Genomic DNA, 11,900 nt, shown 5'->3' on the forward strand with positions numbered 1-11,900 from the left:
GTGGTCTCCTCCTCCGCCGCCCGCAGGCTGGCCAGCCTGCTCATCACGGCCGTCTCGTGCGCGTACACGGCGATCACGCTCGTCTACTTCCTGCAAGGCGCCTTCTACGGCGTGACCGCCGCCCTGTCCATGACGGCCGTGGTCGCCACCCACTACGTCAACATGCGGGCCGGCCTGCGCGGCACGCGGCCGCCCCTCTTCCCCGCGACACTGGCGCTGCAGGCCATGGCCACCTACCTGCCCGACTTCCTGCTGCCCGGCGGCATGTCGGCCCTGACGGCACCGATGCTCGCCGGCTCGCTGCTGGTGCTCCTGCCGCTGCGCTGGGGCGGCCCGCTGGTCGGCCTCATGATGCTGAGCGAGGGCACGCGCCTGTGGTGGGGCCTGGCGGGGGCGCACGTCACGTTCTTCTACGTCGCGACGATCGCCACGACGGGCGCGATGATTTACGCGCTGGTCCGGTTCGTGCGGGTGACGGCCGAGCTGGAGCAGGCCAGGGCCGAGCTGGCGGAGGCCGCGGTGCTCAAGGAACGGCTGCGCATCTCCCGCGACCTGCACGACGGCCTCGGCCGCAGCCTCACCGCGATCGCGCTCAAGGGCGACCTGGCCGGCCGGCTCATCGACCGCGACCCCGCCGCCGCCCGCCACGAGGTCGGCGAGCTGACGCAGGTGGCCAGGGAGGCGGCCCAGGACGTCCGGCAGGTCGCCCGGGGGTACCGGGAGATGTCGCTGGCGGGCGAGGTGGACCGGGCCGTGGCGCTGCTGGAGTCGTCGGGGGTGAGCGCGCAGGCGCACCTGGCCGACGTGACGCTGCCGGAACGCTCCGAGGCGGCGCTGGCCTGGGCCGTACGCGAGGGCGTCACCAACGTGCTGCGCCACAGCAGGGCCACCACCTGCACGATCACCACCTCGCTGCAGGGCGGCAGGGTGCGGCTGGAGGTCGCCAACGACGGCGCGCCCGCCACCCCGGGAGCGGCCAACGGGGGCCTCACGGGGCTGGCCGAGCGGACCGCCCAGGCGGGCGGCTCCTGCACCACCACCCCGACCGGCGAGGGCGGCTTCCTCCTCGCGGTGGAGGTCGCGGCGTGATGCGTGCATGCGAAGGTGCGGGGCGTCCGGAGGTGCGGGCTTGATCAGGGTGCTGCTGGCCGAGGACATGCACATGATCCGCGCCGCCCTCACCGCCCTGCTCCGCCTGGAGCCCGACATCGAGGTGGTGGCGGAGGTCACCCGCGGCGACGAGATCGTCCCCGAGGCGCTGCGGGTGCGGCCCGACATCGCGGTCGTCGACATCGACCTGCCGGTCATGGACGGCATCACCGCCGCCGCCACGCTCCGGGAGCGCCTGCCGTCCTGCCGGATCCTGGTGCTCACGGCGATGGGCCAGCCGGGGCAGGTGCGCAGGGCGCTGGCGGCGGGCATCGAGGCGTTCCTGGTCAAGGACGCCCCCGGCGACCGGCTGGCGGACGCGATCAGGCGCACCACCGCCGGGCTGCGCGTGCTGGACGCCGAGCTGGTCTCCTCGGCCATGGAGTACGGCGAGAGCCCCCTGACACCCCGGGAGTCGACCGTCCTCAAGGAGGCGGCGAGGGGCGCCTCGGCCGAGGAGATCGCCGCCCGCCTCCACCTCTCCCCCGGCACCGTCCGCAACTACCTCACGGGGGCGATCACGAAGACGGGCGCCCGCAACAAGATCGACGCCATCCGGATCGCCGAGGACGCCGGCTGGCTGTGACGCCCGCCAACCGGCGACGGCCCACCCGCGCACACACGCCCTGCCCGCACGCAGGCTGGCCGCCCTCACACCTGGCCTCAGGCGCACGCCTCCGCACAAGCGCCTCAGCGGCACGCCCTCACAACGTGCCTCGCAGGCACGGCAGCGCACACGCGCCTCGCACGCGCACACGCCCGTGCCCGCAGGTCCAGCGACCGCATGCGCACCGAGTACCCGTGCGGCGAGCACACGGGAAGGCGAGCGCGCGTGCGGCGGTCAGGGCATGACGGCCGCCCCCCCGACGTGTCGTCAGATGTCGGTGATGCGGAGCCCCGCGTGGGCCTTGTAGCGGCGGTTCACCGAGATGATGTTGGCGGTCAGCGCCTCGATCTGGTGAGCGTTGCGCAGCCGCCCGCCATACACCCCCCGCACCCCGGGAATCACCTCGGCCAGCTTCTGCACGGTGTCGGTGGCCTCGCGGTCGTCGCCCAGCACCAGCACGTCGAGATCCACCTTGTCCACGGCGGGATCCATCAGCACCACGGCCGACACGTGGTGGAAGGCGGCCACCACGCGGCTGTCTGGCAGGACGGCGGCGGCCTGCTGGGCGGCGCTGCCCTCCTCGACCGGCAGCGCGTAGGCGCCCTGCTTGTCGAACCCGAGCGGGTTGACGCAGTCGACCACGATCTTGCCGGCCAGCTCGCCCTTCAGCGACTCCAGCAACGCCTTGTGCCCTTCGTACGGCACCGCCACGATCACGATGTCGGCCCGGGCGGCCACGGCGGCGTTGTCGTCACCGCTCGCACCGGCCCCGATGGAGTCGGCCGCCTCCTGGGCCCGCTGGGCGCTGCGCGAGCCGATCAGCACCTGGAGCCCCGCCAGCGCGAACCGTCGCGCCAGGCCCTTCCCCTGGTCACCGGTGCCGCCGAGGATGGCGATGGAAAGTCCGTTCACGTCTGTCATAACCAGATCATGCCAGGCCCGCCCGGCGAGAGCGCCGGGCGGGCCGCCGTGTCTGTGAACGGCCGCAGCCAGTTGCTGTCCGTGAACGGTCGCAGCCAGTTGCTGTCCGTGAAGGGATTCGCAGCCAGTTGCTGTCTATGAACGACGGTCAGCAGTTGCTGGTCGCGGGCAGGCCGAGGATGCGCAGGGCCAGCCATTCGATGGCGAGCGGGCCGCCTTCGACGGCTCCGGTGACGTGGTCGGGCGCGGGCAGCGAGGTCCAGCGCACTCTCGCCCCCGCCCGGCAGTACTCGCCGCGCAGCGTGGAGGCGACGGCGATCGGGATGATCTGGTCGCCGCGTGCGTGGTAGAGGAACAGGGGGACGCGCGGCGGGGTGGCGCCGAGCCGGTTCTCGGCCAGGCGGGCCAGCCACTTGGGCTGGTTGAGCAGGTCGATGGGGCTGAGGTCGGCGAAGCTGAGCCCGGCCAGCTTGCTCGTCAGCTCGTCCACGCAGTCGTCGGCGGCGTCGGTGAGCAGGGCGCGGCCGCGATCGTTGAGGTCGGCCTGGAGATTCAGCTCGGGGTAGGCGGCGTCGAGCCCGACCCCGGCCGCGGCGGCGAGGCCGAAGTCGGGGCCGCCGTCGAGGTGCTGGGCGACGGCGCGCAGGTCGGCGGGCACCCCGCCGGCGGCGACGCCGCGCAGCCGCAGCTCGGGCGCGTACGAGGGCTGGAGCTGGGCGGCCCACGCGGCGGAGGCGCCGCCCTGGGAGTAGCCCATGATCCCGACGGGCGCCGTGGCGGACAGCCCGGCGCCGGGCACGCGCGCGGCGGCCCTGACCGCGTCGAGCACGGCGTGCCCTTGCGAGATCCCCGCCATGTACGTGTGCGGCCCGGGCGTGCCGAGCCCTTCGTAGTCGGTCATGGCGACCGCGTACCCCTTGAGCAGGAACAGGCTGACCAGCGCCAGCTCGGCCTCCCCGCCCCGGGCCAGGCCGGCGGAGGGGGCGCACTGATCGCCGAGCCCGTGGGTGCCGAAGGCGTAGCTGATGATCGGGCGGGTGCCGAGGGGGTAGCCGGCCTTGGGCACGAGGAGGGTGCCGGAGACGGTGTTGAGGCCGCCGGTGGCGGAGGTGGAGTTGTAGAGCACGTGCCAGGCGTTGACCGGGACTTCCAGCAGTTTGCCCGGCAGCAGGTAGATCGTGGTGGGCTGGGCGGAGACGACGTCTCCTGGGGCTGCGGCGCGGGCCGGGCCCGCGACGAGCAGCGACATGATCGATAACAGGATCATGGACATGCTGACGCGCACACGTAAGGTCATGTGCCGCCCCTCTCCGTGAGGATCACCACTGGGACGGCGGCGCCGCGAGCCGATCGTTACCCGAGGGTAACTCCATGTCAAGGCCCGAAATGACCGGGAAACACGTCTCGTGTCAACACATCACTCCCGAACCAGTTACCCCGCCCGCTCCCGTGGGGCACCATGAGACCATGGATTCCGGATCGGTGGCCTTGCTGCGCGAGATCCTGGCCGAGACCGGCTGGCTGGAGCGCGCGCGTGAGCTGGGCCTGGCCCTGCGCGCCACGCGCTCGCCCGGCGGCCTCCTGCTGGTGGGCACGCCCGACGACGAGCCCTGGCACCTGACCGCGCACCTCGCCGACGAGGCCCGCCTGTCCGGCTTGGCCCAGCTCACGCCCACGCTGGTCCGCTGGGACCCGCCGCCCGGCGCGCCCGCCCACCTGAGCGTCGGCCTCGACCGGCTGGAGCGGGCGGCCCGCGGCGAGACGCTGTTCGTGCTGTCGCAGGAGCGGGCGCCGGTGCCGCTGCTGGAGCGGGTGGACGACGCCCGCCGCACCGGGGCGACCATCCTCGCGATCGAGGGCGGCGACAGGGAGCTGGCCGGGCTGGCGCACGACGCGATCGCGGTGCCGCGCGACGGGCTCATCACGTTCGACGGGGCGCAGCACCTGGTGAGCGCGGCGGCGGGCGAGTTGGAGCAGCGCCCGCGCCTGCGCGACCGCCTGGCCCGCCTCCTCGACAAGGTCAGCGGCCCCCAGATCGCCGACTGACTCCAGACCCCCAGGTCAGAGGCCGACGCACTCGCTCACCTACCAGGTCAAGGGCCCGCCGGCTCAGGAGCCGGCGGGCGGCTCTCCCTGGCCGAGCCGGCCGCGCAGCGACGCCTCCAGGGCCGCCGTCGCCTCCTCGATGACACCGATCACCACGGCCTGCACCGGGTCCGGCTCCCCCGAGCGGCCGCGGCCGGCCCGCGTGACCACGTCCATCCTGCGCGCCCCCACCTCGCGGATGTCGCTCACCAGCACCTCGCCCTCCGGCACGTCCAGCAGGGCGAGCGTCGGCACGATCGCCACCCCGTGCCCGGCCGCGACCAGCGCCAGCGCCGGCTCGAACTCGTTGACGAGATGCACCTTGCGCGGCTCGAACCCGTGCAGCCCCGCCAGCCGCTCCAGCGCCTGCCCGCACGCGTGCGGCGGCATGCTGGCCACCCACGGGCACCGCATCAGGTCGTCGACCGTGACCGGCGGCTGCGCCCAGCCCGGCGGCACCACGATGCGGTACTCGTCCACGTACAGCAGCCGCGTGCTCAGCGACGGCGGCGGCAGGGCGGGCAGGGCCATGTCCTGCTCGGTGATGAGCACGTCGACGGCGCCGAGACGTAACTCCTGCAGCGCGGGCGGCCCGTAGATCTCGTGGATCACCGGCGTGATCTTGGGGTGGCGGACGGCCAGCTCCCGCAGGGCGGGCACCAGGATGTGCTTGATCACGGTGGCGAAGGCGGCGATGCGCACCGGCCCCGCCAGCCGCTCGGTGAACCGGGTCAGCTCCCGCTTCGCCTCGACCAGCTCCTCCTCCACCCGCTCGGCATAGCCGGCCAGCACCCGGCCCGCCGGGGTGAGCGAGACGCTGCGCTGGGAGCGGTCGATGAGGGGCAGCCCGACCTCGCGTTCGAGCTGGGCGAGCTGCTGGGAGACGGCGGAGGAGGTCAGGTGCAGCGCCTCGGCGGCCCGCATGACGCCGCCACGGCGGGCGACCTCGTACAGGATGCGCAGCCGCCGAGGGTCGATCTCCACGCGGCTCAGCTTACTTGCGGCTCAACTTACTTCGGCGCCGCGGTCAGTCTTCGTCCTGGTCCGCCTCGTCCCACGCCTTGTTGCGGTCGGCGGCGCGCTGCAGCGCCCCGGCCGCCTCCTGCTCGGACGCGTACGGACCCATCCGGTCCTTGTTGGGGCAGCCCTCGTCGGGCTCGACCCGCATGTGCTTGAGACAGAACCACCACTGGCCTTCGCTCACGAGGTCAATTCTGCCCCGTAGACTCGTGTTTCATGACGACACTGCTCCAGCCCGGGCGAGTTTCGCCCATGCGAAAGGTCCCCGCCCACATCGAGCGGCCGGAGTACGTCGGCAAGAAGCGCCCCAAGACCGGCGAGTCCGACGTGAAGACCCCCGAGATGATCGAGCGGATGCGGGTGGCGGGCAGGATCGCCGGTCAGGCTCTCGAAGAGGTCGGCAAGCACGTCCGGCCGGGCGTCACCACCGACGAGCTCGACAGGATCGGCCACGAGTTCCTCCTCGACCACAACGCCTACCCCAGCACGCTCGGCTACAAGGGCTATCCGAAGTCGCTGTGCACCTCGATCAACGAGGTCATCTGCCACGGCATCCCCGACGACACGGTGCTGCGCGACGGCGACATCGTCAACGTCGACATCACCGCCTACATCGGCGGCGTGCACGGCGACACCGACGCGACGTTCCTGGTGGGCGAGGTCGACGAGGAGTCGCGGCTGCTGGTGGAGCGCACCCGCGAGGCGATGATGCGCGCCATCAAGGCGGTCGCGCCCGGCCGGCAGCTCAATGTCGTGGGCCGCGTCATCGAGGCGTACGCCAAGCGTTTCGGCTACGGCGTGGTGCGCGACTTCACCGGCCACGGCATCGGCACGACCTTCCACTCCGGGCTCATGGTGCCGCACTACGACGACCCGTCGCTCCGGGTGGAGCTGGTGCCGGGCATGACGTTCACGATCGAGCCGATGCTGACTCTGGGCACGATCGAGTACGAGATCTGGCCCGACCAGTGGACGGCCGTGACCAAAGACCGCAAGCGCACGGCCCAGTTCGAGCACACGATCGTGGTCACCGAGACGGGCAGCGAGATCCTCACTCTCCCCTGACCGTCGCGGCCGCCGTGGCGGCGCCGCCGGCCTGCGCGCCGGGCCGGACGGCCGGCCAGCGTCGCGGCCGGCGGCCGCCGCTCAGCGCCGCCTCGGCACCACTCCCGTGACCGTGGTGCCCTCGCCGTGCACGCTGTTGACCGACAGGGTGCCGCCCATCTCGGCGAACGCGGCCCGCATCCTGGCGATGCCCCGCCCGGCCCGCGCCGTGGGAAACCCCTGGCCGTTGTCGCTGACGGTCATCCGCAGCCCGCTCCTGCCGACCGTCACCGCGATGGACACGGTGCGGGCCCTGCTGTGCAGCTCGACGTTGGACAACGCCTCCCGCATGGTGGTCATGACGCCGTTCGACACGCGGGACGGCACGTCGGTCGCGGGCAGCGCCCACGTCTCGACCCTGATCCCGGTGCGCTCGGACCATTCGCCCAGATAGCTCTCGAGCGCCTCGGCCAGGCTCTGCCCCCCGCGCATCCGTGTCTCTTCCGACAATTGGTTCTCGCCTTCCTTGGCACCCGGGCGCCACGCCGGTCCCCACTCCGGCGCTCCCTGACTCGCGGTGCGCATCCCCCCTCAAGGCGGCGCAACGCTAGCTGACGAGGTTATGCCCATCTCCCCTGGAAGAAAGGCTACCTGCCGGTCCAGAGACATGTAGTCGGAAGGTAGAAGGCCATGTCCGATCGGCTACTCGCCCTTGTCGGCACGGTTGAGACGGGCGAGATAGTCGTTGTAGGAGTCGAGCTCCGGGTCTCCCGCGCCGGTGCGGTCGGCCCTGCGGTCGGCGCGCCGGGCCTGCCTGTCGTCGTCCTTGTACCACTGCACGGCGATGGCCAGCAAGACGATGAGGGTCGGGATCTCGCCGAAGCCCCACGCGATGGCGCCGCCGTCGCGCTGCGTCTGGATGAGCGTGGCGCCCCAGGTGCGGCCGAGCTGTTCGTACCAGCCGGAGGCGATCACGGAGCCCATCATCATCAGCGCGATGCCGAAGAAGGCGTGGAACGGCATGGTGACGAAGAGCATGAGCAGCCGCCCGACGTGCGGGAGCCGGTTGGGCCCCGGGTCGACGCCGATGATCACCCAGAAGAACAGGCACCCGCTGAGCAGGAAGTGCAGGGTCATCCAGATGTGCCCGAGGTGCTCGTTCATCGCCGACTCGAACAGCGGCGTGAAGTAGAGGGCGTACGTGGAGGCGATGAAGATGGCGGTGGCGACCAGGGGGTGCGTGACGACCTTGGTGAACCGGCTGTGCAGGATCGTGGTGATCCACTCGCGCGGCCCCCTGTCGCCCCGCTTGGCGGCTGGCTTTAGTGCGCGCAGCGCCAGCGTGACGGGCCCGCCGAGGACGAGGAAGATCGGCACGACCATCGACAGCGTCATGTGCTCGATCATGTGGATGTCGAACATGACCTTGGCGTAGCGGGCCAGGCCGCTCTGCGTGCAGAAGACGAGCAGCGCCACTCCGGCGTACCAGGAGGCGGTGCGGCCCCACGGCCAGCGATCGCCGCGCCGGCGCAGGCGCAGCACGCCGGCGCCGTAGAGGCCGGCCAGCACGGCCGCCACCACGGCGAAGAACAGGTCGAGCCACCACAGCGAGAAGATGTTGCCGAGGGTGAGCGGGGGCGGCAGGGGGAAGCCGAGCAGCTCGAAGGCCCGGTCGGCGGGGATGCTGTACTCGGGCGGCGGGGTGCGCGACAGTGCCACGGCCACGCCGATGGTGGCGAACATGAGCACCATCTCGCCGCCGGCCAGCCGGGTGAACGCGCGCGGCTTGCGGGCCCGCAGCTCGGCGAGGGTGCGCTGGCGGTGCCAGTAGCCGATGTAGCCGAGCAGCACGAACGCCACGATCTTGGCCACGGCGAGCAGGCCGTACTCGGACGTCCACAGGTCGGAGATCGCGCCGAGCCGGGCGACCAGCGCGAAGAGGCCGGACAGGCCCACTCCGGCCCAGCACCACAGCGCCATCCGGGAGAACCGCTGCGCGGCGACGTCGAGCTGCGGCTGCTTGCGCAGCGCGTGCAGGGCCAGCACGCCGAGCCCGCCGGTCCACAGGGCCAGCGAGAGCAGGTGCAGCGACACCGACGAGGTGGCCAGGTCGTGGTTGGGCGAGGAGGAGGTGTGGCCGGTCAGCGGCGCGGGCAGCAGCGTCACCATCGCGAACACCAGCAGCCCGGCCGCGGCGCCCGCGGTGATGGCGCCGCGCGAGAACAGCGCGATGGCCACCCCGAACAGCACCACGAGCGTCAGCGCGACGCCCTGCGTGGTCTGGGTGGCGTAGCTGGTGAGGAAGGCGCGGTCGAGGATCTGCGGCACCGTGCGGCCCATGGACTCGGCGACGCCGAACACGATGGACAGGAACGCGGCCCCGGCCCACACCAGGGCCGCCCACGAGGCGGCCTTGACGTATTCGAGCGCGCTCTTGCCGAGCACGCCCTTGTCGTTGGGCAGCAGCGCGGCGGCCATCAGCAGCAGGCCGACCGTGACGACGCCGCAGGCGTCCATGAGCAGCTTGGACAGCGGCAGCCCCCACCGCACGACCGCGCCGCTGTCGGGCAGCCCGGGGATGATCCTGGGGAAGGCGCTGCCTCCGGCCATCATGCCGGCGACGAGGGCGGCGACGGCGGCCGCCGCGGTCACGAGCGCGAGCCGCGCCGCCCGGCTCATGGCTGCTTCTTCCGCGCGCTCAGCAGGAACCCGATGCCGATGCCGACGAGCGCGCCGATGACGATGATCAGCCACACGGGGAACGTGCCGCCCTGCTCCGCCGCCGCCTGCTCAGTGGCGGCGGGCGCGGCGGCGGAGGGCGCGGCGGCGGAGGGCGCCGGGGCGCTGGCGGCCAGGGTCGCCTCCGACGACGCGGAAGACGATGCAGGAGACGACGCGGAAGAAGACGCGGAAGAAGACGCGGAAGCGGACGGGCTGGGGGACGGCGTCTCGGCCCCCTTCACCCGGAACGGGATCTCCCCCTCGATGGGATGCCCGTCGGAGGACACGACCCGGTAGGCGATCGTGTACTTCCCGTCGGGCAGCGGCCCCTTGACGGCCTGCCGCACCACGGCGCCGTCGACCTCGGGCTTGCCGCTCTGGTGCTGGGCCTCTCCGTCGCCCCGCACGATCACGAACGGCATGCGTACCTTGGCGCTGAACTCGAGCTCGACCTCGTCGAGGGACTCGACCACGGCGTTCTTGGCCGGAGAGCTGCTCTTGAGCGCGTCGTGCGCCAGGGCGGGCACGGCGGAGCCGAGCAGCAGCCCGGACGCGAGCAGGGCGGTGGCGAGAGTCGCGGTGAGGGCCGCGAGCGGGGATCTCTTCATGACACCCCCAAGGCTACCGACGCCACCGCCCGGTCCGGACGTCGCAGGGCGAACGCGGCCCTACAATCCCGCGCAGGCCAGCGCCCGCTGGTAGGCGCCGACGGCACCGTCGGTGTCGCCGAGCTGCTCCATGGTCTCGGCGGTGGCGTACCAGTGGGAGGCCGAGCGGCGGGCGTCGGGCAGCGGCGAGAGCCAGCTCTCGACGGCGGCGGCGTACTCGCGCCCTTCCTCCACGCGGCCGACGGCGCCGTAGATGCGGGCCAGCAGCAGGTTGGCCTCCGCCCCGGCCACGTGGCCGAACGCGGGCAGCATGCTCCGGCTGGTGCTCGCGTGCTCGGCGGCGCTGTCGAGGTCGTGGCTCATGTACTCGGCGCAGGCCAGCTCGAGGTAGAGGGTGGCCTCGTCGATCGTGCTGGTGGAGGTCTGCTCGAACTCGGTGATCGCGGCCCGCAGCGCCTCGCGGGCGCTCACCGGGTCTTGGGCGCCGGTCCTGAGCCGCGTGCGGGTGGCCTGGAGCCGCATGCGGGCGGTGTTGCGCGGCTTGCCGTGCTCCATCTGCACGGCCAGGGCGCGCTCGATGAAGGTCACGGCCTCGTCGGTGTGGCCGGTGACGCGCGCGATGATGGAGGCGTTCCAGTTGGCCGCGACGATGGAGCGCGGGGTGCCGAGCGCGTCGGCCGCGTTGAGCAGCTCGGCGGCGAACTGCCGGGCGCGCAGCATGTCGCCGCGCTCGGAGTAGGCCATGAGGAGCGTGGCGGCCAGCTCGACCAGCAGATCGTTCCAGGGCTGGCGGGCGTTGCCGCCGAGGAACTGCTCGCCCACCTCGACGGCCTCGCTGAGCTGCTCGCTCTCGCGGTAGGCGCGGCACAGCGCCACGGCCACCTCGATGGCGCGCTCGGGCGACAGCTCCTCCTCGCGCAGCTTGAGCAGGATGGAGATCGCCTGCGCGAGATCGCCGGCGGCCTCCGTGGCGAGCGCCAGGCCGAACTCGGCTTCTTGACGAAGCGATGTCAAACCTGCCAAGTTACTGTTTCCCAGGAGCTCCGCGAAGCGGGTGCGGGCCTCGGCGACCTCGCCGTTCTCGAGTGCCAGCCGCGCGTAGCCGAGAGCGAGCTCGATGTCCTCCATCTGCTCGGCGGTGACACCGTTGATCAGGTAGGACAGCGAGCAGTCGAGCTTGTTGGCGAGGAGCTCCAAGACCGCAGGGGTGGGGGTACGCTTACCGCTCTCGATCAACGAGACGTAACTGTCCGACAGCTCGGGATGTGCCAGCTGTGCCTGCGACAGGCCGCGTTGCCGCCGAACCGTCTTGATACGGAGTCCGACTAGGTCAGATGTGGTCACAGCTGCCGCTCCCTGAGAAGATGAAATCCGAGCAACCCACATAGGCGAGGGAGAACCCCCATGCGCATGCGCATTGCCCTGTCAATCCTGGCTGCCGCGATCGGCACCGCGGTAGCCCTTGCCGGCAATGGTACGGCGGCAAGTGCCTCGACGTCTTCCCTCTCGAGCTCCCTCTCGAGCGCGACGGCGGACATCGGCTGCTGCTGAGCCGGGTGAATTGAGGTGGCTCGACGGGCACGACCGCACACCGTGCTCGTGACAGCGATGGTCTGGCAGGTAAGGGGTCTGTCAGGCCCCTCACCTGTCGTCCAGGCCGGCCTGAGCAGCTGATCAGTCGGGGCGCGCGCGACCGGCCCCGCACCTCGGCCCCACGCGGCACCCAGCCTAGTCGCCGCATCTAC

The 11,900-nt window shown here is 72.0% G+C and carries 12 protein-coding genes; 4 read left to right on the forward strand and 8 right to left on the reverse strand.

The window, feature by feature from the left end; genetic code table 11:
• Both HCN51_RS62260 and HCN51_RS15365 read left to right on the forward strand, forming a co-directional pair.
• Complete coding sequence (locus tag HCN51_RS62260; protein WP_168010293.1) at positions 1 to 1,089, forward strand: histidine kinase; 1,089 nt, start codon at positions 1 to 3, stop codon at positions 1,087 to 1,089.
• A 40-nt stretch (positions 1,090 to 1,129) separates the two neighbouring features.
• Entirely contained in the window at positions 1,130 to 1,735 is a 606-nt protein-coding gene (locus HCN51_RS15365; protein ID WP_168010294.1) for a response regulator transcription factor, read from the forward strand.
• 288 nt (positions 1,736 to 2,023) lie between these two features.
• Here HCN51_RS15365 and npdG read toward each other — a convergent pair whose 3' ends face one another.
• Positions 2,024 to 2,749, reverse strand: a complete 726-nt coding sequence (npdG, locus tag HCN51_RS15370) for an NADPH-dependent F420 reductase (RefSeq protein ID WP_428981538.1) — start codon at positions 2,747 to 2,749, stop codon at positions 2,024 to 2,026.
• 76 nt (positions 2,750 to 2,825) lie between these two features.
• Complete coding sequence (locus tag HCN51_RS15375) at positions 2,826 to 3,974, reverse strand: lipase family protein (protein ID WP_168010295.1); 1,149 nt, start codon at positions 3,972 to 3,974, stop codon at positions 2,826 to 2,828.
• A 170-nt stretch (positions 3,975 to 4,144) separates the two neighbouring features.
• On the opposite strand from HCN51_RS15375, the gene HCN51_RS15380 reads away from it, so the two are divergent.
• Positions 4,145 to 4,723, forward strand: a complete 579-nt coding sequence (locus HCN51_RS15380; protein WP_168010296.1) for a hypothetical protein — start codon at positions 4,145 to 4,147, stop codon at positions 4,721 to 4,723.
• A gap of 63 nt (positions 4,724 to 4,786) precedes the next feature.
• Here HCN51_RS15380 and HCN51_RS15385 read toward each other — a convergent pair whose 3' ends face one another.
• Together HCN51_RS15385 and HCN51_RS15390 are read right to left on the reverse strand one after the other, a co-directional pair.
• The gene (locus HCN51_RS15385) at positions 4,787 to 5,746 is read right to left on the reverse strand and encodes a LysR substrate-binding domain-containing protein (RefSeq protein WP_168010297.1); all 960 of its coding nucleotides are present in this window, start codon (positions 5,744 to 5,746) and stop codon (positions 4,787 to 4,789) included.
• A 43-nt stretch (positions 5,747 to 5,789) separates the two neighbouring features.
• On the reverse strand, positions 5,790 to 5,966 hold the full coding sequence (locus tag HCN51_RS15390) for a hypothetical protein (RefSeq protein ID WP_155128185.1): 177 nt from the start codon (positions 5,964 to 5,966) through the stop codon (positions 5,790 to 5,792).
• Positions 5,967 to 5,998: 32 nt separating this feature from the next.
• Between HCN51_RS15390 and map the strand changes: the two genes are divergently transcribed.
• Positions 5,999 to 6,847: a type I methionyl aminopeptidase gene (gene map, locus HCN51_RS15395; protein WP_080041283.1), complete on the forward strand. Its 849-nt coding sequence runs from the start codon at positions 5,999 to 6,001 to the stop codon at positions 6,845 to 6,847.
• An 81-nt stretch (positions 6,848 to 6,928) separates the two neighbouring features.
• Here map and HCN51_RS15400 read toward each other — a convergent pair whose 3' ends face one another.
• From HCN51_RS15400 to HCN51_RS15415, 4 genes are all read right to left on the reverse strand, one after another.
• Entirely contained in the window at positions 6,929 to 7,318 is a 390-nt protein-coding gene (locus tag HCN51_RS15400; protein WP_168010298.1) for a sensor histidine kinase, read from the reverse strand.
• Between the two features lie 210 nt (positions 7,319 to 7,528).
• A complete protein-coding gene (locus tag HCN51_RS15405; protein WP_168010299.1) occupies positions 7,529 to 9,505 on the reverse strand; it encodes a bifunctional copper resistance protein CopD/cytochrome c oxidase assembly protein in 1,977 nt (658 codons plus the stop codon).
• On the reverse strand, positions 9,502 to 10,155 hold the full coding sequence (locus tag HCN51_RS15410) for a copper resistance CopC family protein (protein ID WP_168010300.1): 654 nt from the start codon (positions 10,153 to 10,155) through the stop codon (positions 9,502 to 9,504). The genes HCN51_RS15405 and HCN51_RS15410 overlap by 4 nt, the downstream gene beginning before the upstream one ends.
• Before the next feature lie 60 nt (positions 10,156 to 10,215).
• A complete protein-coding gene (locus HCN51_RS15415; protein WP_206067037.1) occupies positions 10,216 to 11,541 on the reverse strand; it encodes a helix-turn-helix domain-containing protein in 1,326 nt (441 codons plus the stop codon).
• Positions 11,542 to 11,900: the final 359 nt, after the last annotated feature.

The sequence above is a fragment of the Nonomuraea composti genome, assembly GCF_012034275.1.
In the GTDB taxonomy this organism is placed as follows: domain Bacteria; phylum Actinomycetota; class Actinomycetes; order Streptosporangiales; family Streptosporangiaceae; genus Nonomuraea; species Nonomuraea composti.